The 22,539-nt window shown below is 60.1% G+C and carries 19 protein-coding genes; 7 read left to right on the top strand and 12 right to left on the bottom strand.

From position 1 onward, the window contains the following. Window positions 1–131: 131 nt before the first annotated feature. The 4 genes from aspS to PspCFBP13528_RS19675 all read right to left on the bottom strand — a co-directional run bounded on the left by aspS (window position 132) and on the right by PspCFBP13528_RS19675 (window position 3,403). Window positions 132–1,907 (bottom strand): aspartate--tRNA ligase, encoded by a 1,776-nt coding sequence (gene aspS / locus PspCFBP13528_RS19660; protein ID WP_137201285.1) that lies wholly within the window; start codon window positions 1,905–1,907, stop codon window positions 132–134. Between the two features lie 108 nt (window positions 1,908–2,015). Continuing rightward, window positions 2,016–2,237 (bottom strand): zinc ribbon domain-containing protein, encoded by a 222-nt coding sequence (locus PspCFBP13528_RS19665; RefSeq protein WP_065949329.1) that lies wholly within the window; start codon window positions 2,235–2,237, stop codon window positions 2,016–2,018. A gap of 172 nt (window positions 2,238–2,409) precedes the next feature. After that, the gene (locus tag PspCFBP13528_RS19670; protein WP_065949328.1) at window positions 2,410–2,748 is read right to left on the bottom strand and encodes a ribbon-helix-helix domain-containing protein; all 339 of its coding nucleotides are present in this window, start codon (window positions 2,746–2,748) and stop codon (window positions 2,410–2,412) included. 181 nt (window positions 2,749–2,929) lie between these two features. Continuing rightward, window positions 2,930–3,403, bottom strand: a complete 474-nt coding sequence (locus tag PspCFBP13528_RS19675) for a Dps family protein (RefSeq protein WP_003193874.1) — start codon at window positions 3,401–3,403, stop codon at window positions 2,930–2,932. A gap of 427 nt (window positions 3,404–3,830) precedes the next feature. Between PspCFBP13528_RS19675 and PspCFBP13528_RS28080 the strand changes: the two genes are divergently transcribed. Further along, entirely contained in the window at window positions 3,831–4,433 is a 603-nt protein-coding gene (locus tag PspCFBP13528_RS28080; protein ID WP_005790922.1) for a cold-shock protein, read from the top strand. Window positions 4,434–4,504: 71 nt separating this feature from the next. Here PspCFBP13528_RS28080 and PspCFBP13528_RS19685 read toward each other — a convergent pair whose 3' ends face one another. Both PspCFBP13528_RS19685 and PspCFBP13528_RS19690 read right to left on the bottom strand, forming a co-directional pair. Beyond that, window positions 4,505–4,711, bottom strand: a complete 207-nt coding sequence (locus PspCFBP13528_RS19685; protein WP_137201286.1) for a SlyX family protein — start codon at window positions 4,709–4,711, stop codon at window positions 4,505–4,507. Window positions 4,712–4,714: 3 nt separating this feature from the next. Continuing rightward, window positions 4,715–5,140 (bottom strand): HIT domain-containing protein, encoded by a 426-nt coding sequence (locus PspCFBP13528_RS19690; protein ID WP_137201287.1) that lies wholly within the window; start codon window positions 5,138–5,140, stop codon window positions 4,715–4,717. 742 nt (window positions 5,141–5,882) lie between these two features. On the opposite strand from PspCFBP13528_RS19690, the gene PspCFBP13528_RS19695 reads away from it, so the two are divergent. Beyond that, the gene (locus PspCFBP13528_RS19695) at window positions 5,883–7,163 is read left to right on the top strand and encodes an OprD family porin (RefSeq protein ID WP_065949325.1); all 1,281 of its coding nucleotides are present in this window, start codon (window positions 5,883–5,885) and stop codon (window positions 7,161–7,163) included. 212 nt (window positions 7,164–7,375) lie between these two features. On the opposite strand, the gene PspCFBP13528_RS19700 is transcribed toward PspCFBP13528_RS19695, so the two are convergent. Both PspCFBP13528_RS19700 and PspCFBP13528_RS19705 read right to left on the bottom strand, forming a co-directional pair. Beyond that, window positions 7,376–8,218 (bottom strand): mechanosensitive ion channel family protein, encoded by an 843-nt coding sequence (locus PspCFBP13528_RS19700; protein WP_065949324.1) that lies wholly within the window; start codon window positions 8,216–8,218, stop codon window positions 7,376–7,378. Between the two features lie 137 nt (window positions 8,219–8,355). Further along, entirely contained in the window at window positions 8,356–8,841 is a 486-nt protein-coding gene (locus tag PspCFBP13528_RS19705) for a YajQ family cyclic di-GMP-binding protein (protein ID WP_003193880.1), read from the bottom strand. A gap of 123 nt (window positions 8,842–8,964) precedes the next feature. On the opposite strand from PspCFBP13528_RS19705, the gene PspCFBP13528_RS19710 reads away from it, so the two are divergent. The 3 genes from PspCFBP13528_RS19710 to PspCFBP13528_RS19720 are packed head-to-tail and all read left to right on the top strand — an operon-like array spanning window position 8,965 to window position 12,545. After that, window positions 8,965–9,882 carry a putative 2-dehydropantoate 2-reductase gene (locus tag PspCFBP13528_RS19710; RefSeq protein WP_065949323.1) on the top strand — a complete coding sequence of 306 codons (918 nt, stop codon included), beginning with the start codon at window positions 8,965–8,967 and terminating at the stop codon, window positions 9,880–9,882. 45 nt (window positions 9,883–9,927) lie between these two features. Next, entirely contained in the window at window positions 9,928–11,964 is a 2,037-nt protein-coding gene (locus PspCFBP13528_RS19715) for an ATP-binding protein (protein ID WP_137201288.1), read from the top strand. Between the two features lie 2 nt (window positions 11,965–11,966). Next, window positions 11,967–12,545 (top strand): cob(I)yrinic acid a,c-diamide adenosyltransferase, encoded by a 579-nt coding sequence (locus PspCFBP13528_RS19720; RefSeq protein WP_065887594.1) that lies wholly within the window; start codon window positions 11,967–11,969, stop codon window positions 12,543–12,545. Window positions 12,546–12,662: 117 nt separating this feature from the next. On the opposite strand, the gene PspCFBP13528_RS19725 is transcribed toward PspCFBP13528_RS19720, so the two are convergent. From PspCFBP13528_RS19725 to secA, 3 genes are all read right to left on the bottom strand, one after another. Further along, window positions 12,663–13,607 (bottom strand): Nudix family hydrolase, encoded by a 945-nt coding sequence (locus PspCFBP13528_RS19725; RefSeq protein ID WP_101219991.1) that lies wholly within the window; start codon window positions 13,605–13,607, stop codon window positions 12,663–12,665. A 128-nt stretch (window positions 13,608–13,735) separates the two neighbouring features. After that, entirely contained in the window at window positions 13,736–14,953 is a 1,218-nt protein-coding gene (gene argJ / locus PspCFBP13528_RS19730) for a bifunctional glutamate N-acetyltransferase/amino-acid acetyltransferase ArgJ (protein WP_101219933.1), read from the bottom strand. Between the two features lie 121 nt (window positions 14,954–15,074). Further along, the gene (secA, locus tag PspCFBP13528_RS19735) at window positions 15,075–17,810 is read right to left on the bottom strand and encodes a preprotein translocase subunit SecA (protein ID WP_065949321.1); all 2,736 of its coding nucleotides are present in this window, start codon (window positions 17,808–17,810) and stop codon (window positions 15,075–15,077) included. 305 nt (window positions 17,811–18,115) lie between these two features. On the opposite strand from secA, the gene PspCFBP13528_RS19740 reads away from it, so the two are divergent. After that, window positions 18,116–18,571, top strand: a complete 456-nt coding sequence (locus PspCFBP13528_RS19740) for a DciA family protein (protein ID WP_065949320.1) — start codon at window positions 18,116–18,118, stop codon at window positions 18,569–18,571. 3 nt (window positions 18,572–18,574) lie between these two features. On the opposite strand, the gene PspCFBP13528_RS19745 is transcribed toward PspCFBP13528_RS19740, so the two are convergent. After that, on the bottom strand, window positions 18,575–20,053 hold the full coding sequence (locus PspCFBP13528_RS19745; protein ID WP_065949319.1) for a helicase HerA-like domain-containing protein: 1,479 nt from the start codon (window positions 20,051–20,053) through the stop codon (window positions 18,575–18,577). Window positions 20,054–20,258: 205 nt separating this feature from the next. Between PspCFBP13528_RS19745 and PspCFBP13528_RS19750 the strand changes: the two genes are divergently transcribed. Beyond that, window positions 20,259–22,148, top strand: a complete 1,890-nt coding sequence (locus PspCFBP13528_RS19750) for a methyl-accepting chemotaxis protein (RefSeq protein WP_137201289.1) — start codon at window positions 20,259–20,261, stop codon at window positions 22,146–22,148. Window positions 22,149–22,539: the final 391 nt, after the last annotated feature.

Below are 22,539 nucleotides of genomic sequence, written 5' to 3' on the forward strand. Positions count from 1 at the left end.
CAACTCCGAAATTCTCTAGAAACCTATCAATCCCGCCGCCGGCGAGATTTCCCTCTTTCAAACGCAAAGGCGCATCCGAAGATGCGCCTTTTTGACTGCTTACAACCTTATCGCGCTTTCACGCAGCAGCCTTACTCAGCCTTCGGCGTCTCGCGCAGACGGATGTGCAGTTCGCGCAGTGCCTTGGCATCCACCACACCCGGGGCCTGGGTCATGACGTCCGCGGCGCTCTGGGTTTTCGGGAACGCAATCACTTCACGGATCGACTGGGCGCCGGTCATCAGCATCACCAGGCGGTCCAGGCCGAACGCCAGGCCACCATGGGGCGGCGCACCGTATTTGAGCGCGTCGAGCAGGAAGCCGAACTTCTCTTCCTGTTCCGCTTCGTTGATGCCCAGCAGACGGAACACCGCTTGCTGCATCTCTTTGCGGTGGATACGGATCGAACCGCCACCCAACTCGGTGCCGTTGAGCACCATGTCGTAGGCACGGGACAGCGCGCCGGCGGGGTTGGCTTCCAGCTCGGCCGGGGAGCACTTCGGCGCGGTGAACGGATGGTGCAAGGCGCTGAAGCTGCCGTCGTCGTTTTCTTCGAACATCGGGAAGTCGACAACCCACATCGGCGCCCATTCGCAGGTCAGCAGGCTCAGGTCGTGACCGAGCTTGATGCGCAGCGCGCCCAGGGCCTCGCTGACGATCTTGGCTTTGTCGGCACCGAAGAACACGATGTCGCCATCGACTGCACCGACGCGATCGAGGATCGCGTTGAGGTTGTCCAGCGGAATGTTTTTAACGATCGGCGATTGCAGGCCGTCAACGCCGTTGGCGCGCTCGTTGACCTTGATGTACGCCAGGCCCTTGGCACCGTAGATGCCGACGAACTTGGTGTAGTCGTCAATCTGCTTGCGCGGCATGCTCGCGCCGCCCGGCACGCGCAGGGCGGCAATGCGGCACTTAGGGTCATTGGCCGGGCCGCTGAACACCTTGAAGTCGACTTCTTTCAGCTGGTCGGCCACGTCCACCAGTTCCAGCGGGTTGCGCAGGTCCGGCTTGTCGGAACCGTAGCGGCGCATGGCTTCTTCGAAGGTCATGTGCGGGAAGTCACCGAATTCCAGGTCCAGCACTTCCTTGAACAGGTTGCGGATCATCTGTTCGGTGAGGCCCATGATCTCTTTTTCATCGAGGAAGCTGGTCTCAATGTCGATCTGGGTGAATTCAGGCTGGCGGTCGGCGCGCAGGTCTTCGTCACGGAAGCATTTGGCGATCTGGTAGTAACGGTCGAAGCCGGCCACCATCAGCAGTTGCTTGAACAATTGCGGCGATTGCGGCAGGGCGAAGAAACTGCCTGGGTGGGTACGGCTAGGCACCAGGTAGTCACGCGCGCCTTCCGGGGTGGCGCGGGTCAGGATCGGGGTTTCGACGTCGAGGAAGCCGTTCTCGTCGAGGAAGCGGCGGATGCTGGTGGTCATGCGCGAGCGCAGACGCAGCTTCTCGGCCATTTCCGGGCGACGCAGGTCCAGGAAGCGATAGCGCAGGCGAGTTTCCTCGCCAACGTCGGAATATTCGTTGAGTGGGAACGGCGGGGTTTCCGACTCGTTCAGCACTTCCAGCTCATAGCCCAGCACTTCAATGCCGCCGGACGCCATGTTCTTGTTCACCGCACCGGCCGGGCGCAGGCGCACCTTGCCGGTAATCTTCACGACGTATTCGCTGCGCACGCGGTCGGCGGCAGCGAAGCTCTCGGCGCGGTCGGGATCGAACACCACCTGGGCCAGACCATCACGATCACGGATATCGAGGAAGATCACCCCGCCGTGGTCGCGGCGACGGTGAACCCATCCGCAAAGGGTGATTTCCTGACCTTCCAGGGTCTCGTTCAATTGGCCGCAATAGTGGCTGCGCATCATGGTAGTGGTTTCACTTCTCGTAATTCGAAATTCGGTGGCAGGCCTGCCGCGCCACCGTACATTAAAGCAGGGGACGGATAATGCAGGAGCCTGCGCGTAGAGTTCAACTCAGTCTGCTTTGTCGCCGCCCGCCAGGTTCTTCTTGGCGCCGGTCTTGAAATCGGTCTCGTACCAGCCGCTGCCGCTCAGGCGGAAGCCCGGCATGGACAACATTTTTTTCAACTCAGGTGCCTGACAGGCTGGGCAATCGACCAACGGCGCGGCGCTGATCTTCTGAATGACTTCCAACTGATGACCACAGGAAGCACATTGATAGTCGTACATGGGCATGGAGATGTCTCGGCGATCAGATCGTGACTGCGCCACGCCCTGCCGTTGTGCATATAGCCCGGCATGCGCAGCAAAGCGCGGGATTATATCTGGTAAATCGAGGCAGCGCAGCCGGCTTTCTGCCCGAGGCCCGGCCCGCCAGAAGGACGGGCCGGGCCCTGGAGCCATCCAGTCACACTGCCCCGGAGGCGCCAAGGCGATCTTTCAACAGGTGAACGACGCACACCACCCGCACCAGCCCGCTGAAGTTCTTCACACCGCCATAACGCAGATGCACTTCGCGGTCGACGTAGGACAACAACGCGCTGACCGAGCAGGTATTGATCCTGGCTATTTCCGTCAGGATATTCCAATAGATCTGTTCAAGCCGCAGGCACGTGGAAAACCCATTGAGGCGCACCGACCGCGATAAGGGTTTGGCGAGCCCCATGTCGAACCCTTTAGCGAAGGGATCGACCTTTATCTTGTGAAAACCACCGGTTTCCACGCCCTTACCCACTCCACATGACATACACCTGACACTCCCTTGCCAAACAGCAGTCCATGGGTTTGTCCCATTGGACGGTAGGCCTATAAAACCGCAGGAACACAAGAGCGGCCAGAAGACGCGGGAGCTGGGAGTCGTAGGACAACGCCAGGAAGTGCAGGGAAACCAGTGAGTGGCGCCCTGCAGACGCCACCCGGTTCGACGATTACTGGTTTTCGAGCAGCGAGCGCAGCATCCAGGCAGTTTTTTCGTGCACTTGCATACGCTGGGTCAACAGGTCCGCCGTCGGTTCATCGCTGACTTTGTCGAGCAACGGGAAAATGCCACGTGCGGTGCGAGTGACGGCCTCTTGGCCGGCCACCAGCTGCTTGATCATCTCTTCGGCGCTCGGCACACCCTCTTCTTCCTTGATCGAAGACAGGCGGGCATAGATCGAGTAGGCACCCGGCGCCGGGAAGCCCAGGGCACGGATCCGCTCGGCAATGGAATCCACCGCCAGCGCCAGTTCGTTGTACTGCTCCTCGAACATCAGGTGCAGCGTACGAAACATGGGACCCGTGACGTTCCAGTGGAAGTTGTGGGTCTTCAGATACAGTACATAGGTATCGGACAGCAACCGCGAAAGTCCGTCGACGATGGATTTACGGTCTTCTTCACTGATACCAATATCGATTGCCATGTTTTTCCCCTTCAATTGATGAGCATTCATTGATCAGGTGCAGGACCACTCTAGCAAGAGTGCGGGCCTCGTGCAGCCCGGCACGTCCAGGCGATGTGCGGCAAATCGCCCCGCATCGCTTGCGAGGCAGCGGCCGGCGAGCCTGTTGTCCTGTAGGAAAACGCTCGAAAGGCCGCTCAAATTACCTGCACCCGTCTAGGACAAGCCTTCGGCGCAAAAATGCCGCCGCGATTGCAACACCCCGAAATGCTTGATTTGAGTAGGCACAGCCTTTGCTGTTAAATAGGCGCCGTGTGGCTGCCGTTCATTTCTGCGGCACGCCTCATAGGCTGATACCCGCGCACGTGCTCAACGCCTCCCATTGTTCAGAAGCGAACCGTGCCAGTCAGCTCTTCCTTGTGATCCGTCTTAACGTGAGTTAATCAAAATGTTGAAAATCGTCCACCTGCTAACGGGCGTTGCAGCTTTGCTGCTGTCCTTTATCCCGAGCCTGCAGCCTGAAAGCCTGCCCTACCTGCAACAACACGACGCTCTATACCTGGCCTTGTTCGGCCTTCTCAACCTGACACTGGCACCGGTAATTCCTTACTGGAACAAAGGCACGCGTCATCAACTGCAAAACCTGGTCAGCGCGCTGCTGGTACTGACCGTTGTCGTTCAAACCCTCACCCTGCTGGCACCCATGCCTGAAGTGGGCGGCCACCCGGCCATCCTGCTCAGCCTGGTGATTGCGGTGGTCGCCATCGTTCTTCACCTGGCCATCAGCTTCTACCGTTCGTCCCCAGCGGCCGCGTCGCAAAACTACGACATGACCAACCGGGATACCGGGACCGTCAAGTGGTTCAATACCTCCAAAGGCTTCGGCTTCATTTCGCGCGACTCGGGCGACGATATCTTCGTCCACTTCCGGGCTATCCGCGGTGAAGGCCACCGCGTCCTGGTCGAAGGCCAGCGCGTGGAGTTCTCGGTGATGAACCGCGACAAAGGCCTGCAAGCTGAAGATGTAATCGCTGCCCTGCCGCGTCGCTGATTCCAGCCTGCGCTGCAAAAAAAACCGCGATCCGGCGTTGGCTGGATCGCGGTTTTTTATTGCGCGCTCATTCAATAGTGCGGCGGCGGTGCTTCTTCTTCCGAGGTTTCAAACTGGCCGCCCATCTCTTCCTGGCGCTTGAGCAACGCGATCATCTGCAATTGCAGGCGCTCCACGGCTTGCTGTTGGGCGACCAGGATGTCATTGAGGGTTTCGATGGTGTCGTCCTGGAAGGCCAGGCGGCTTTCCAGATCGGTGACGCGTTGTTGCAGGTCCATGGTTCAGTCCTGGGTAAAAATGAAGTCGGCGGGCAGTAATTCACGCAATCGACTGCGGATCGCCACCACTTGCTCCGCGCTGTAGGGACGGGCCGGATGCTTGCCCCACACCGGCGCCGGCCAGGCTGCGTCATCGCGCTTGCGCACGATCACATGCACATGCAACTGGCTGACGACGTTGCCCAGCGCGCCGATGTTCATCTTGTCGGCGGCCAGGCCTTCGTTCAGCAGCTGTGCGAGGCTCGTCGTTTCCTGCCACAACGTCTGTTGATCGGCGACATCCAGCTGAAACACTTCGCTGATACCGTTGACACGCGGTACCAGGATGAACCAGGGGTAATTCGCATCATTGGAGAGCAGCAGGCGGCAAAGCGGAAAGTCCCCGATGGCCAATGTGTCTTGTTGCAGGCGTTGATCTAAAGCGAACACGTAGGCACTCCGTTCGGCAGGTCAATTCAGGCGCCCAGCATAACGCCGAATGCTCACGGCTTCACGGTGAATGCGCAGGAAGCCTTGAGGCAAATGGATCGCCTGCACGCACCCTTTCGAGGCAGCGGGACACTTGAACCACCCTAACTCGGGCTTCGAAGGGATGCACCAAAATGACCCAGCCGTGCCTCAAAGAGGTCCAGCACCTACCCACTTGGAGGGTCAATAGGTAACGTTTTGCTCAGGTGCGGGTTTGGTGGTCCACCAAAAGGGGGTAACACCCGCGCGCCAAGCGAGAACCAAACGGTTTAAAAAGCCCGTGCTTATGCGGTTTTTACATTCCCGTAACGTTTTTCACGAAAAAATGACATTCGGTCAGTGCTTTGTGCACGCTTGTTGCATTCACCTCACTATCGTCGGCAACGACACTGGGTGGATGCCAGGGTTTCGCGATAGGAAACAATAGCGTTTCAATGTGTACCAGGGATGAGTTTCAAACTTTTAACCCGTTTGAAGAGAACATTGAAGTTGTCAGCCGGGTGATAGCCGGGCTGTGATTTGCGACACGGAGCTAGCAATTTACGACAGCCTCGTAAAGAAGCTGAAAGGATAGTTGAGTCAGTATCGTCAATAGAGCCGGCGTGAGATAACTTTGCGCCGACACAAATAAAGAAAGAGCCGCCCAGATAAAAATACAGGTGGGACGGCAGTACTCTTCCTAAAACCAAAGGAGCAAATCACGATGCGCGTGATGAAGTGGAGCATGATCGCCCTGGCTGTTTCAGCAGGCACCTCGCAGTTCGCAATGGCGTCCGCCCAGGACGATTCCAAGGGCTTTGTTGAAGACAGCACTTTCAGCATCAATACTCGCGCTCTGTACTTCAGCCGCGACTTCCGTAACAACCCGTCGGGCCCGGGCTCCAAGAGCCGTGCCGAAGAAACCGGCCTGGGCTTCAACGCCTTGTACGAATCGGGCTTCACCCAGGGCACCGTGGGTGTCGGTGTCGACGTGATCGGCCTGATGGGCCTCAAGCTCGACAGCGGCAAGGGCCGCGCCGGCACCGGCCTGTTCCCCACCGGTTCCGACGGTCGCTCGCAAGACGAATATTCCAAAGGCGGCGGCGCGGTCAAGTTCCGTATCTCCAATACCGTGCTGAAAATCGGTGACCAGTACACTACGGCACCGGTCTTCGCCTCCGATGACAGCCGTCTGCTGCCCGAGCTGCCACAGGGCATCTCGATCACCAGCAACGAAATCAAGGGCCTGAAGCTCGAAGGCGGTCACTTCACTTCCAGCGTCGCGCAGAGCCAGACCTACCACGACAGCCTGGGCCTGACGAAGACCGACTTTGTCGGCGGCGTCTATGCCTTCACGCCTGAAGTCACCGGTAGCCTGTACTACGCGAAAACCGAAGATTACTTCCGCAAGTACTACAGCAACCTGAACTGGACCCACGCCCTGAGCGATGACCAGTCGTTCGCGCTGGACTTCAACATCTACGACACCAAGAGCGATGGTGCCGGCCTGCAGCGCGCCGAGAAAGATGGCGTGACCAAGCTCGACAACCGCGCATTCAGCTTGCAGGGCGCGTACACCATCGGCGCTCACACCTTTACCCTGGCTGCGCAGAAGGTTACCGGCGACGGCGACTACGGCTATGGCGTAGATGGCGGCGGCACCGTGTTCCTGGCCAACTCCATCGCCCGTTCCGACTTCAACGCCGAAGGCGAGAAGTCCTACCAGGCGCGTTACGACATCAACATGGCGACCTTCGGCATTCCCGGCCTGAGCTTCATGACCCGTTACGTCACCGGTAGCGGCGCCAACACGGCCACCACCAGCAACGGTAAAGAGTGGGAACGTGACATCGAAGCCAAGTACGTGATCCAGAGCGGCCCGGCTAAAAACCTCAGCCTGCGTCTGCGTCAAGCAACCTATCGTTCCGGTGACGGCGTTTACTACGGTTCGCCTTCGATCGACGAACTGCGTCTGATCGCGAACTACCCGCTGAACATCCTGTAATCGCGCAAGCCGTTGCAACGATGACTTAAGGTTTCGACCTTGAATAAAAAGCCGCTCCCCTATTACAAGGGAGCGGCTTTTTTATGGCAGTTATATTTCAACGGACAAGTAACTAGCAAGCTAAGTAACTATTCAGTCAAGCCATCCAATAACGCTATTCCCCTGTTGCGTTTAAGCTGACCCATCGGCCAACTTAAATGCGGCACTGCTTATCACTTCGCCGGGGCTTCCTGCATCACGCGAATAACGCGCTGCGGGAACGGAATATCAATGTTCGCCGCTTTCAAACGGTCGCGCGCCAGTTCATTGAGCATGAACACAACATCCCAGTAATCCGCAGTTTTGGTCCAGCAACGCAGCGAAACGGTGATGGAGCTATCGCCCAGGGTCGATACCACTGCCGCGGGGGCCGGGTCGGCCAGTACGCGCGGGTCTTTGGCCAGTTCCAGCAACACTTCACGGGCTTTCTGCAGGTCAGCCTCGTAGTCAACGCCTACATCGAACACCACCTTGCGAGTCGGCTGGCGGTTGGTGTTGGTGATGATGCCGTTGGACAGGATGCCGTTCGGCACGATTACGGTCTTGTTGTCGCCGGTACGCAGCACCGTGTGGAAAATCTGGATACTGTCGACGGTCCCCGAGGTGCCCTGGGCTTCGATCCAGTCACCGATGCGAAACGGGCGGAACAGCAGAATCAGCACGCCGCCGGCGAAGTTGGCCAGGCTGCCTTGCAATGCCAGGCCGATCGCCAGGGTAGCCGCGCCGATGGCGGCGACGAACGAGGTGGTTGCCACGCCGATCATCGACGCCACACTGACAATCAGCATGACTTTCAGCGCTATGTTCGCAAGGCTGGTGATGAAGTGCTGCAGCGCCAGGTCGGCGTTACGCAGCGCCAGCAGGCGCCCTACGCGGTGGGTAAACACGTTGATCAGCCACCAACCGATGGCCAGGGTGATAACGGCCAGCAGTACCCGGCTGCCATATTCCATGATCATCGGGATCCAGGACTGCGAGGTCTTGATCAAGTGATCCACTTCTGCGTTTAAATCCATGTAGCTTCTCCTGTCTTAGCGGATATGCGGCTTGATTGACTGCCTGAAAACGCAATTGAGCCCCGTAGGGCTCAATTGTAGGCGCCGATTCTGCGCCGTGGGACGTCAAAAACGCCCACAGGTTCCCCAAACTGCCATCAGTCGCGGAAGTTATTGAACTGCAGCGGCATGTCGAAGGTCTTGGCGCGCAGGGCCGCAATGGCCTCTTGCAGGTCATCACGCTTCTTGCCGGTGACACGCACCTGCTCGCCCTGGATGGCAGCCTGGACCTTCAGCTTGGCATCCTTGATGTGGGCGACGATCTTCTTCGCCAGTTCCTTGTCGATGCCTTCCTTGAGCACGGCTTCCTGCTTCATCAGCTTGCCGGAAGCGTAAGCGTCCTTGACTTCAAGGCACTGCACGTCGATCTTGCGCTTGACCAGGGCCAGCTTGAGGATTTCGATCATCGCTTCCAGCTGGAAATCGGCTTCAGCGGTCAGGTTGACGGTCAGTTCCTTTTCCTTGAATTCGAAGCTGCCCTTGCCTTTCAAGTCATAGCGACGGTCCAGTTCCTTGACGGCGTTTTCGACGGCGTTGGTGACTTCGTGTTTGTCCAGTTCGGATACCACGTCGAACGAAGGCATGTCATTTCTCCAATATAAGGGGCGGGCTCAGTAGAGATGGAGCGCGCCCGAGCTAAAATGCCGGGGCATTATAGCGGTTCTTTCGCCGCGTTCACCGCTGGCGACCCTAAGGAGCACACACTGATGGCGACCACCTGGCATATTCTCGGCGCCGGTAGCCTGGGCACCCTCTGGGCCACGCGGTTGGCGCGGGCGGGTGTGCCGGTGCGGCTGATCCTGCGCGATCAGGCGCGCCTGGCCAGCTATGCGTCGGGGGCGGGCCTGACCCTGGTTGAACAAGGCATTGCGCACACCTACCGGGTCACCGGCGAAACGCCCGACAGTCCCGAACCAATCCATCGCCTGCTGGTGGCGTGCAAAGCCTACGATGCCCAAAGCGCCGTCGCACAGGTGCAACATCGCCTGGTGCCCGACGCGGAACTGATCCTGCTGCAAAACGGCCTCGGCAGCCAGGATGCGGTGGCCGCGCAGTTGCCGCAGGCGCGTTGCATCTTTGCCTCCAGCACCGAAGGCGCGTTCCGCGATGGCGAGTGGCGCGTGGTATTTGCCGGCCACGGCTACACCTGGCTGGGGGACACGGCGCACCCCACCGCGCCGCAGTGGCTGGCGGACTTGCAGGCCGCTGCCATTCCCCATGAATGGAGCGCCGATATCCTTACGCGACTGTGGCGCAAGCTGGCGCTCAATTGCGCGATCAACCCGCTGACCGTGCTTTACCAGTGCCGCAACGGAGGCCTGCAGGCTCATCAATGCGAAGTCGCCACCTTGTGCGCCGAATTGACCGAACTGCTGGAGTGGTGCGGCCAGCCTGCGGCTGCGCAGGATTTGCACAGTGAAGTGCAGCGGGTGATCCAGGCCACTGCGGCCAACTACTCGTCCATGTACCAGGACGTGGCCAACGCACGGCGTACCGAAATCAGCTACTTACTGGGCTACGCCTGCCAGGCGGCCGCCCGCCATCGACGGGTGCTGCCGCATCTGCAGCAGGTGCAGGCGCGTTTGATCGAGCACTTGGTTGCACGCCGATTGCCCCGCGACTGAGGCACGCGCTACCCTGCCTTATGTCTATTGCCTGCGAAAAACCTGATGCCACTGCGCCAGCGTCTTGAAAACTTACCGGTAGGGCAGAAATTGCTGGCCGCCCTGCTGGTACTGCTGACCACCGTATTACTGGTGGCCAACCTGACCTTTATCAGCGCCGCCTACTGGATCTCCCAGGAAAGCATGGCGCCCCAGGCCTTGCAGGCCATCGGTCGACTGGTGTCCAACCCGGCACTCGCCGCCGAAGCCCTTCAATCCCCGGCCAAGGCCAACGCGCTGCTCAATGAACTGACCAGCTATTCACCGTTGCGCGCCGCCGCTCTGTACGACGGCGAGGGCAATCGTCTGGCGCAGATGCAGCACGGCGACCGCCTGCACCTGCCCGACAACTATCGGCATATCGAGACCTGGCGCATCACCGAGTTTCGTAGCAATCAGGTCATCAGCCTGCCCCGCGCCGGCCAGCCGTCAGGGCATTTGCTACTGGTGGCCAGCAGTGAGCTACCGGTGGCGTTCTATACCGGCACCCTGACCGCGAGCCTGGGCATCCTGATTTTCAGCGTCTTGCTGTGGCTGGTGATTGCCCGGCAGATCAAACGCCTGATCACCCGCCCCATCCATGAGCTCGAAGAACTGTCACGCCAGGTGACGCGCGAAGAGAACTACGCCCTGCGCGCAGGCCCCGGCAACCATGACGAAATCGGCAGCCTGGCGGAAGCGTTCAACACCATGCTGTCGCGCATCGAGGCCCGTGAACAACAGCTCAAACGTGCACGGGATGATTCCCAGGCCGCCTACGACCAGGCCCAGGGCCTGGCTGAAGAGACCCGCCATACCAACCGCAAGCTGGAACTGGAAGTCCAGGTGCGCAGCAAAATCGAGAAAAAGCTCACCGGTTTTCAGAATTACCTGAACAGCATTATCGACTCAATGCCTTCGGCGCTGATTGCCCTGGACGAACAGCTCTACGTCACTCAGTGGAATCAGGAAGCCACTGCGCTTTCCGGCACGCGCCTGGATGAAGCGCTCAATCAACCGATCTTCCTCGCATTCCAACCGCTCAAGCCGTACCTGCCGCAGATCAAGGCCACGGTGGAACAGCACACGGTGGAGCGGATCGAGCGGGTCACCTGGGTCAAGGACGACGAGCCAAAGCATTACGCCCTGACGTTCTACCCGTTGATGGGCGGTGCCGGGCGTGGCGTGGTGATCCGCATCGACGACATCACCCAGCGCCTGTCCCTGGAAGAAATGATGGTGCAATCGGAAAAAATGCTGTCGGTGGGCGGCCTGGCTGCCGGCATGGCCCATGAAATCAACAACCCGTTGGGCGCGATCCTGCACAACGTGCAAAACATCCGGCGCCGCCTGTCACCCGACCTGCCCAGGAACCTGGAACACGCCGAACAGGCAGGTATCGAACTGGAAACGGTCAACCGCTACCTGCAAGCGCGCGAAGTCCCGCAATTACTCGACGGCATTCAACAGGCGGGGGCGCGTGCAGCGAAAATCGTCACGCACATGCTCAGCTTCAGCCGGCGCAGCAATCGGCAAATGGCCCCCTGCGACCTGCCGGCCCTGATCGACCAGGCCGTGGAGATCGCCGGTAACGATTTCGACCTGGCCATCGGTTTTGACTTCAAGGGCCAGGCGATCATCCGCCAGTTCGACCCGCAACTGGGCCCGGTGCCCGGCACGGCCAACGAACTGGAGCAAGTGCTGCTCAACCTGCTGAAAAACGCCGCCCAGGCGATTCACTTGCGTGACGACGACAGCGAACCGGGGCGCATCATCCTGCGCACCCGCCTCAACCCGCCCTGGGCCGAGATCCAGGTGGAAGACAATGGCATCGGCATGAGCGAAAACGTGCGCAAACGCACCTTCGAGCCGTTCTTCACCACCAAGGAAATAGGCCAGGGCACCGGGCTTGGGCTGTCGGTGTCTTACTTCATCATTACCAATAACCACAAGGGCCAGATGGAAGTGCACTCAACCCTCGGCCAAGGCACGTGTTTCACCTTGCGCCTGCCGCTGGCCGGCAGCCAATTATCCCCTGCTGAACTCACCCAACTGGAGCAATGACCATGGGCTTTCGCCTGTCGAAGATTTACACCCGCACCGGCGACCAGGGCGAAACCGGCCTCGGCGACGGCCGCCGCGTGCCCAAGGATCACCCCAGGGTGGAGGCCATTGGCGAGGTGGATACGCTGAACAGTCAGCTGGGGTTGCTCTTGGCCAACCTGGAAGAACAGAGCGGCAAGCACCCCGAATTGAACGATGTCATTGAAGTGCTCACGCCCTGTCAGCATCGATTGTTCGACCTCGGCGGCGAACTGGCGATGCCGGTGTACAAAGCGTTGACTGCAGCGGAAGTGGATCGGCTGGAAGCGGCCATTGATCGGTGGAACGAAGAGGTGGGGCCGCTGGAGAACTTTATCCTGCCCGGCGGTTCAGCACTGATCGCCCAGGCACATGTGTGCCGCAGCCTGGCGCGCAGTGCCGAACGTCGCTGTCAGCATTTGAATGCGGTGGAACCGTTGGAGGGGGTGGGGTTGGCGTATATCAATCGGTTGTCGGACTTGCTGTTCGTGGCGGCCAGGGTGATTGCCAGGCGCCAGGGGGTTGCTGAAGTGTTGTGGCAGGCGGCGGCCAAGCCACACTGATATTTTCCGGTGTCTGGCAGGGCCTCATCGGGGGCAAGCCCCCTCCCACATTTTTAAAGTGTTCACAAATCAAGTGTGGGAGGGGGCTTGCCCCCGATAGCGCCCGTCAAAGCAACATCAATCCCCCGGCCAAAACGCCCGAATCCCCGCCACACCCTGCGCCCCAACCTCCCACGCCTGCTCCCGCTGCGCAGGCCCAACTCCGCCCAATAGAAACACCGGCTTGCTGAACCCACGGATCAGCTCGGCCGCCTGCTCCCAACCCAACGGCTGGGCCTCGGGATGGGTTTGAGTCGGCTGAACCGGTGACAGCGTGACGAAATCCACGTCCATCAATTCCGCCAGCGCCAGCTCCTGCGCATTGTGGCAAGAAGCCGCCAGCCAACGATCCTTAGGCAGCGGACGGCCCTTGCTCGCATATTTGCGTAATTGCGCCGAGGTCATGTGCCAGCCAGCTGCGGGAAAATCCCCCAGCCATTCGAACGGCCCCTTGATCATCAATTGCGCCTTGCCGGCACACAGGCCCACCGCATCCACCGCCAGATCACGGTATTTGGGGTCGTAGCCGTTGGGCGCGCGCAGTTGAATCAGCTTGATGCCACCTGCAACAGCCTTCTGGATGCCACGTAACAGGGTCGGGGTTTCCAGCTCGCCAGGGGTGATCAGGTATTCGGCGGGCAGGCGCGCAGCGGCGACAATCGGCGCATTCGCCGCCGGGAACGCATAGTTGACGAGGTCCCGTGGCGTCACCCATTCCAACGGCTGCCCTTCAGCGCCGTGGGGCTCGCCGGTGAAGGCCGAGACCTCCCAGACATCCAGCAGCACCTGCTTGTCCGGGTAGTCGTGTTGCACCTGGATCAACGGCCGCGCCGTGGTGACCTGGATGCCCAGTTCTTCCTGCAATTCGCGGGACAAGGCCGTGGCGACCGACTCATCAGCCTCCACCTTGCCGCCGGGAAACTCCCAGAGGCCGCCTTGATGCTGAGTATCGGCGCGGCGTGCCAGCAGGATCCTGCCATCGACACCGCGGATCACCGCTGCTGCTACATGCACTCGTTTCACCGCCACTGCTCCCTCTCGTTATAACCCTTGTAGGAGCGAGCTTGCTCGCGAAGAACGCCAACCATAACGCGTACAGCCTGGATAACGCGGTGGCGTTGAGTTTTTCGCGAGCAAGCTCGCTCCTACTTTCAGGTGCGATATTCCGCGTTGATCTTCACGTATTCGTGGGACAGGTCCGTGGTCCAGATGGTTTCGCTGCACTCGCCGCGACCCAGCTCGATGCGGATGGTGATTTCTTCCTGCTGCATCACTGCCGAGCCCTGGGCTTCGGTGTAGGTTTCGGCGCGGGCGCCACGGCTGGCAATGCACACGTCGCCGAGGAACACGTCGATCTTGCTCACATCCAGGTCAGGCACACCGGCACGACCAACGGCCGCGAGGATACGACCCCAGTTCGGGTCGGACGCGAACAAGGCGGTCTTGATCAGCGGCGAGTGCGCCACGGTGTAACCCACGTCCAGGCATTCCTGGTGATTGCCGCCGCCGTTGACTTCAACGGTCACGAACTTGGTCGCGCCCTCGCCGTCCCGCACGATGGCCTGGGCCACGTCCATGCACACTTCGAATACCGCCTGCTTCAACGCCGCAAACAGCGGGCCTTCGGTGGAGGTAATTTCAGGCAGGTTGGCCTGGCCGGTGGCGATCAGCATGCAGCAGTCGTTGGTGGAGGTGTCACCGTCGATGGTAATGCGGTTGAACGACTTGTTGGCGCCGTCCAGCATCAGGCGCTGCAACACCTCACGGGAAACTTTGGCATCGGTGGCGATATAACCGAGCATGGTGGCCATGTTCGGACGGATCATGCCCGCGCCCTTGCTGATACCGGTCACGGTCACGGTCACGCCGTCGTGCACGAACTGACGGCTCGCGCCTTTGGGCAAGGTGTCGGTGGTCATGATGCCGGTGGCCGCCGCCGCCCAGTTATCCACAGACAGGTCATCGAGCGCGGCTTGCAGGGCGCCTTCGATTTTCTCCACCGGCAGCGGCTCACCGATCACGCCGGTGGAATACGGCAGCACCTGGCTGGCGTCTACACCGGTCAACTGAGCCAGCTTGGCGCAGGTGCGCGCAGCAGCGACCAGGCCAGGCTCGCCGGTACCGGCATTGGCATTACCCGTGTTGGTCAGCAGGTAACGAATCGACCCGGCCACACGTTGCTTGGCCAGAATCACCGGCGCCGCGCAAAAGGCGTTGAGGGTGAACACACCGGCGACGGTCGAGCCTTCGGCACAACGCATCACCACCACATCCTTGCGCCCTGGACGCTTGATACCGGCCGAAGCGATACCGAGTTCAAAACCGGCGACCGGGTGCAATGTGGGCAAAGGACCAAGACCAACAGCCATGTATGCGCTCCTTGAGAGAGAGGATGTGTGTGCCGTCACTGTCGACGGGGAATTAATGGCAAAACGCCGCGACGGCTGATGCCGGTCGCGGCGCAGGATGTTGCAGCGTCAGGCGAAAATCTTATTCGATCTGGCCGTGGCAGTGTTTGAATTTCTTACCCGAACCGCAGTAGCACAACTCGTTGCGGCCCAGCTTCTGATCATTGCGTACCGGGGTTTGAGCCAGGGCCACATCGACCTCTTCGCCCAACACCTCAGGCGCATCCAGGCCTGGCGCTTCGTCATGCTGGAACTGCATGCGGGCCGCCAGTGCCTCGGCTTCCTGACGCAGACGTGCTTCTTCCTCGATCGGGTCTTCGCGACGCACCTGAACATGGGACAGCACGCGAATCGAATCGCGCTTGATCGAATCCAGCAGCTCGGAGAACAACGTGAACGACTCGCGCTTGTACTCCTGCTTCGGGTTCTTCTGGGCATAGCCACGCAAATGGATACCGTGGCGCAAGTGATCCATGGTCGACAGGTGGTCTTTCCACAGGTCGTCCAGCACGCGCAGAACGATTTGCTTCTCGAAGGTGCGCAGTGCTTCGGCACTCGCCTGCTCTTCTTTCTCGTTGTACGCGGCCAGCAGCTCGGTCATCAGCTTCTCGCGCAGCGTCTCTTCGTACAGGTGATCGTCTTCGTCCAGCCACTGCTGAACCGGCAGGTCGACCCCGAAGTCGCTCTTCAAGGCAGCTTCCAGACCGGCCACATCCCACTGCTCAGGCAGCGACTGCGGCGGGATATGCGCGCTGACGGTAGCGTTGAGCACGTCCTGGCGGAAGTCAGCGATGGTTTCGCCAATGTTGTCGGCGGCCAGCAACGTGTTACGCATGTGATAGATCACTTTACGTTGTTCGTTGTTGACGTCATCGAACTCAAGCAGTTGCTTGCGAATGTCGAAGTTGCGGCCTTCAACCTTGCGCTGGGCCTTCTCGATCGCGTTGGTCACCATGCGGTGTTCGATCGCTTCCCCGGACTGCATGCCCAGGGCCTTCATGAAGTTCTTCACCCGATCCGAGGCGAAGATACGCATCAGGCTGTCTTCCAGGGACAGGTAGAAACGGCTGGAACCGGCATCACCCTGGCGACCGGCACGACCACGCAACTGGTTGTCGATACGGCGCGATTCGTGACGCTCGGACGCGATCACCTGCAAACCGCCGGATTCCAGCACGGCCTGGTGGCGTTTCTGCCAGTCGGCCTTGATCTGGGCGATCTGCTCGGGGGTCGGGTTGTCGAGGGAGGCCACTTCCACTTCCCAGTTACCGCCCAACAGGATGTCGGTACCACGACCGGCCATGTTGGTGGCGATGGTCAGCGCGCCGGGGCGACCGGCCTGGGCGATGATCTCGGCTTCCTTCTCGTGGAATTTGGCGTTGAGGACCTTGTGCTCGATGCCTTCCTTGTTGAGCAGGTTGGACACGTGCTCGGACGTCTCGATGGTCGCGGTACCCACCAGGATCGGGCGGCCCTTGGCCATGCCGTCCTTGATGTCGTTGATGATCGCCGCGTATTTCTCTTCGGCGGTCAGGAACACCAGGTCGTTATAGTCTTTACGCGCCAGTGGCTTGTTCGGCGGGATGACCACCACCGACAGACCATAGATCTGGTGGAATTCGAACGCTTCAGTGTCGGCCGTACCGGTCATGCCGGACAGTTTGTTGTACAGACGGAAGTAGTTCTGGAAGGTGGTGGACGCCAACGTCTGGCTTTCGGCCTGGATGTTGAGCACTTCCTTGGCTTCGATGGCCTGGTGCAGGCCTTCGGACAAGCGACGACCGGGCATGGTCCGGCCGGTGTGTTCGTCGACCAGTACCACCTGACCGTCCTGGACGATGTATTCGACGTTGCGATGGAACAGCTTGTGGGCGCGCAGGCCGGCATACACGTGGGTCAGCAGGCCCAGGTTATGCGCCGAATACAGGCTCTCGCCTTCGGCCAGCAGGCCGATCTGGGTCAGCATGTCTTCGACGAACTGGTGACCGGCTTCGTTGAGTTCGACCTGACGGGTCTTCTCGTCAATGGTGAAGTGACCTTCTTTGGTCACCACGCCTTCGACTTCCTCGATGTGCTGCTCCAGACGCGGGATCAACTTGTTGATCTCGGTGTACAGGCGCGAGCTGTCTTCGGCCTGGCCGGAGATGATCAGCGGGGTACGGGCTTCGTCGATCAGGATGGAGTCGACTTCGTCGATCACGGCAAAATTGAGTTCGCGCTGGAATTTTTCTTCCATGCTGAACGCCATGTTGTCGCGCAGGTAGTCGAAACCGAATTCGTTGTTGGTGCCGTAGGTGATGTCGGCGGCGTAGGCGGCGCGCTTCTCTTCCGGCGGCTGGAACGGCGTTACCACGCCGACGGTCAGGCCGAGGAATTCATACAGCGGGCGCATCCAGTTGGCGTCGCGGCGAGCCAGGTAGTCGTTCACCGTCACAACGTGCACGCCCTTGCCGGACAATGCGTTGAGGTAAACACCCAGAGTTGCCACCAGGGTCTTGCCTTCACCGGTACGCATTTCGGCAATCATGCCTTCATGCAAGGTCATGCCGCCGATCAACTGGACGTCGAAGTGGCGCATGCCCATGACGCGCTTACCGGCTTCACGGGCAACCGCAAAGGCTTCGGGAAGCAGCTTGTCGAGGGTTTCACCTTTGGCTATGCGGGCCTTGAACTCTTGGGTCTTGGCGCGCAATTGCTCGTCCGACAGGGCAACCATCTGCTCTTCGAAGGCATTGACCAGCTGCACCGTCTTGAGCATGCGTTTGACTTCGCGCTCATTCTTGCTTCCAAAAAGTTTCTTTAACAAAGGCGCAAACATATCGGCAGGTTCTTCCACACATAGGGATGGAGGGCGCACCGTGAGTGGCCCGAGCAGCCCTCACGGCCGCATGCGAACGCGCATTCTACCCGGAATCGTGGGTGAGGAAAGTGGCGTTGTTCCCGGATGCGGGCACGGCGCTGTGAGAGGGCTTGTTTAAAATAAGGACTTTTGCTGGACTTTCAACCCATCAAGCGCTGAAGTTACTTATTGATTTCACGGGAAAAGCCCTGCCGATGCATGGGTTCGGGGCCCACAGGCGCTTTCTGTTAAGATGCTCGCTCTGTTACCTAAGGTGTCTAAACATGGCATTTCGCCCTCTTCCAGCCCGCGCTCCCGGCGTGTTGCTTCGCGAAGCCAAACCGTTGAGAGCCATCTTTGGCCACGCGCAGCGCCTGGGGCATTTGCAACGCCTGCTCGAAAGCCAGCTGCAGCCGGCCGCGCGCGAACACTGTCATGTGGCGTCCTGGCGTGAAGGCAATCTGCTGTTAATTGTCACTGACGGCCACTGGGCGACCCGTTTGCGTTATCAGCAAAAACGCCTGCTGCGCCAATTGATGGTGTTCGATGAGTTTGCCGGCCTGGTGCGTATCCAGTTCAAGGTCCAGCCGCCCACCGTGCTGCGCAGCACGGCGGGACATACAATGGACCTGTCGGACAATGCAGCCGAAACCCTCCAGGCCACGGCCGAAGGGATCAACGATCCGGGGCTGCGCGCGGCCCTGCAACGGCTGGCCGCCCATGCCAGGCCCAAACCCTGAGCCTCACTTGCGCTTGCTGCCGCCCAGCAACGAGCCCAGCAAGCCGCGCACCAACTGCCGCCCCATCTGATTGGCGGCCTGCTGCATGGCCGATTTCAGCGCCTTGCCTGCCGCGGTTCCCAGGAACGCGCCGGCCTTGTCGGTGAAGCTGGGCGCTTGAGCCGCAGGTTTGGCCTCCTCGCTCGGCCCCAAGTCCTTACGCGCCATCAGCACCTCGTAGGCTGATTCGCGGTCAATCGGCTTGTCGTAACGGCCCTGCAGCGGCGAACTGGCGATCAACGCCGCACGTTCAGCCTCGGTCAGCGGCCCGATCCGCGACTGTGGCGGCGCAACCAGCACCCGCTGGACCATTTCCGGCGTGCCCTTTTCCTGCAAGGTGCCCACCAGCGCCTCCCCGGTGCCCAACTCGGTCAGCACCGCCAGGGCATCGAAGGCCGGGTTGGGCCGGAAACCGTCCGCCACCGCCCGCAGGGATTTTTGCTCTTTGGTGGTGAATGCCCGCAGGCCATGCTGAATACGCAAGCCCAGTTGCGCCAGCACTGTGTCTGGCAAGTCGCCCGGCGATTGCGTGACGAAGTACACGCCCACGCCTTTGGAGCGAATCAACCGCACCACCTGCTCCAAACGGTCCTGCAACGCCTTGGGCGTGTCGGCGAACAACAGGTGCGCCTCATCGAAAAACAGCGCCAACAGCGGTTTTTCCGCATCACCGCGCTCGGGCAACTGCTCGAACAGTTCCGCCAGCAGCCACAACAGGAAGGTCGCATAGACCTTCGGCGCGTCATGCACCAGGCGGCTGGCGTCCAGCAGATGGATACGGCCGCGCCCGTCGCCGGCGGGCTGCAAAATATCCTCGAGCTGCAGGGCCGGCTCGCCGAACAGGGCTTCGGCGCCCTGCTGCTCCAGCACCGCGAGACGCCGCAACAACGCCTGGCTGGAACCGGTGGTCATCAGCGCCGCATCGTCGCCCAACAGTTCAGGGTGATAACGCAAGTGGTTGAGCAATGCCTTGAGGTCTTTCAGGTCCAGCAGCAACAGGCCTTCCCGGTCGGCCACCTTGAATGTCGCGTACAGCGCCGACTGCTGGCTGTCGGTGAGTTCCAGCAGGCTGCCGAGCAACAACGGGCCCATTTCACTGATGGTGGTGCGCAACGGATGACCGGACTGCCCGTGGATATCCCACAGCGTGACCGGATAAGCCTTCGGCGCGTAATTAAGGAAGGGCATCCCGGCGATGCGTTCGGCGACTTTGCCCTGGGGATTGGCCGCCGCGCCCAGGCCGCAAAGGTCGCCCTTGATGTCGGCGGCGAATACCGCCACGCCCGCATCACTGAAGGCTTCCGCCAGGCGCTGCAAGGTGACGGTCTTGCCAGTCCCCGTGGCACCGGCGATCAGCCCGTGACGGTTGGCCAGGCGCATGGGCTGGGCGATGGGCTGGCCATCTGGGCCGGCGCCGATAAGCAGTTGTGTGGAGTCAGGCATTTCGTCACCTATGGTTAATCTTTAATGCCGCGAGGTCGATATAGACGTATGTAAGCCCGACAAAGACTAAAAAACGGCCAGATAATTCCGACATGGACCAACGGAGCTATCACCAGAAATATCACACCTTTTTTAACGCTGCCATTTTGCGCCTCTTGTACAGGGCGCGCCCTGGATATCAAGACCTTAGCGGACCCTACAAGCCATGAATAAAAACCTGCGCTTCAGCCATAAAATTTTGCTTGCAGCCTCCCTTATCGTCATCGCCGCCTTTGCGTTGTTTACCCTCTATAACGACTACCTTCAGCGCAATGCGATTCGTGACGATCTCAATAGCTACCTGCATGAAATGGGCGACGTCACCGCAGGCAGTATTCAGACCTGGCTCACCGGGCGTATCGCGCTGGTCGAAAACGCCGCGCAGAATATCGCCCTCAATCCCGAACCGTCCGTGGTTGCCAGCCTGCTGGAACAGAAAGCCCTGACATCATCGTTCATGGCAACCTACGTCGGCGACAGCCAGGGCACGTTCACCATCCGCCCTGACACCAAGATGCCCGACGGTTTCGACCCGCGTGTGCGCCCTTGGTACAAGGGCGCCCAGGCCAGCAACGGCGCGACCCTGACCGAGCCTTATATCGACGCGGCCACGGGGCAGCTGATTATTTCCATCGCCACACCGAGTACCAAGGCCGGCCAGAGCATCGGCGTGGTGGGCGGCGATCTGAGCCTGCAAACCCTGGTGGACAACGTTGGCGCGCTGGACTTGGGCGGCATGGGTTACGCGTTTCTGGTCAGCGCTGATGGCAAAGTGCTAGTTCACCCGGACAAGGCCCTGGTCATGAAGACCCTGGCTGACGTGTACCCCAAGGACACGCCGAAGATCAGCGCTGATTTCAGCGAAGTGCAGGCCAATGGCAAGACCAATATCGTCACGTTTACCCCGATCAAGGGCCTGCCATCGGTAAACTGGTACCTGGGCATTTCGGTGGATAAAGCCAAATCGTTCGCCATGCTCACCGAGTTCCGCACGTCGGCGGTCATCGCCACCCTCATCGCCGTGGTGATCATCATCGCGTTGCTGGGCATGCTGATCCGCGTGTTGCTGCAACCGCTGCACGTGATGACCCGCGCCATGCAGGATATTGCCGACGGCGAAGGCGACCTGACCCGGCGCCTGACCATCCAGAACCACGACGAGTTCGGCACCCTGGGCACCGCGTTCAACCGTTTCGTCGAACGCATTCACACCTCGATCCGCGAAGTGTCGTCGGCCACCGAGCAGGTCAATGAAGTGGCATTGCGGGTGGTCAGCGCGTCCAACTCGTCGATGGTCAACTCAGACGAACAGGCCAACCGCACCAACAGCGTCGCTGCTGCGATCAATCAACTGGGCGCTGCCGCCCAGGAAATCGCGCGTAACGCGGCGCAGGCATCCAGTCAGGCCAGTGATGCGCGGCATTTGGCCGAAGACGGCCAGCAGGTGGTAGACCGCAATATCAAGGCCATGACCCAGCTGTCGAACATGATCAGCGCCTCCAGCAGCAATATCGAAGCACTGAACAGCAAGACGGTGAACATCGGCCAGATCCTTGAAGTGATCACCAGTATTTCCCAGCAAACCAACTTGCTCGCACTCAACGCCGCCATCGAGGCCGCGCGTGCCGGTGAAGCCGGTCGCGGCTTCGCGGTGGTGGCCGATGAAGTGCGCAACCTGGCGCATCGCACCCAGGAATCGGCGCAACAAGTGCAGAAGATGATCGAGGAACTGCAAGTCGGCGCCCGCGACTCGGTGAGCACCATGAGTGAAAGTCAGCGACACAGCCAGGACAGCGTGGAAATCGCCAACCTGGCCGGCGAGCGCTTGAACAGCGTGACCCAGCGTATTGGCGAGATCGACGGGATGAACCAGTCCGTGGCCACCGCCACCGAGGAGCAGACCTCCGTCGTGGAGTCGATCAATATGGACATTACTGAAATCAACACCCTCAACCAGGAAGGCGTGGAAAACCTGCAATCGACGCTGCGCGCCTGCACCGACCTTGAACGGCAAGCCGCCCGCCTGAAGCAATTGGTGGGCAGCTTCCGCATCTGATACACAGAGGAGCTTGGCGGTACTCGGTAAAAATGTGGGAGGGGGCTTGCCCCCGATGGCGGCCTCTGGGCCGGCCAGGATAATGGATCAGACCGAGTACATATCCGTTTCTGCGGTAACGGCTGCTAACGGTTCCGCTTTTACAGCGGCTCACTTCGCATCGTGGTTACGGTTAGGTGCTACGGAGGTGTGTAGATACCTATGCCCCGATGAGGGAGATGACACACCGCCATCGGGAACAAGCCCTGATACCAGTCAGCTAAGGCTTTTTGTAGGAGCGAGCTTGCTCGCGAAAAACTCACAGGCACTGCGTTCATTCAGGAAGCACGCGTTATCGTTGACGTTTTTCGCGAGCTTGCTCGCTCCTACAGAGGGCGGTGTTCGCTTAACT

It is taken from the genome of Pseudomonas sp. CFBP13528 (assembly GCF_005233615.1).
GTDB lineage: Bacteria > Pseudomonadota > Gammaproteobacteria > Pseudomonadales > Pseudomonadaceae > Aquipseudomonas > Aquipseudomonas fluorescens_AM.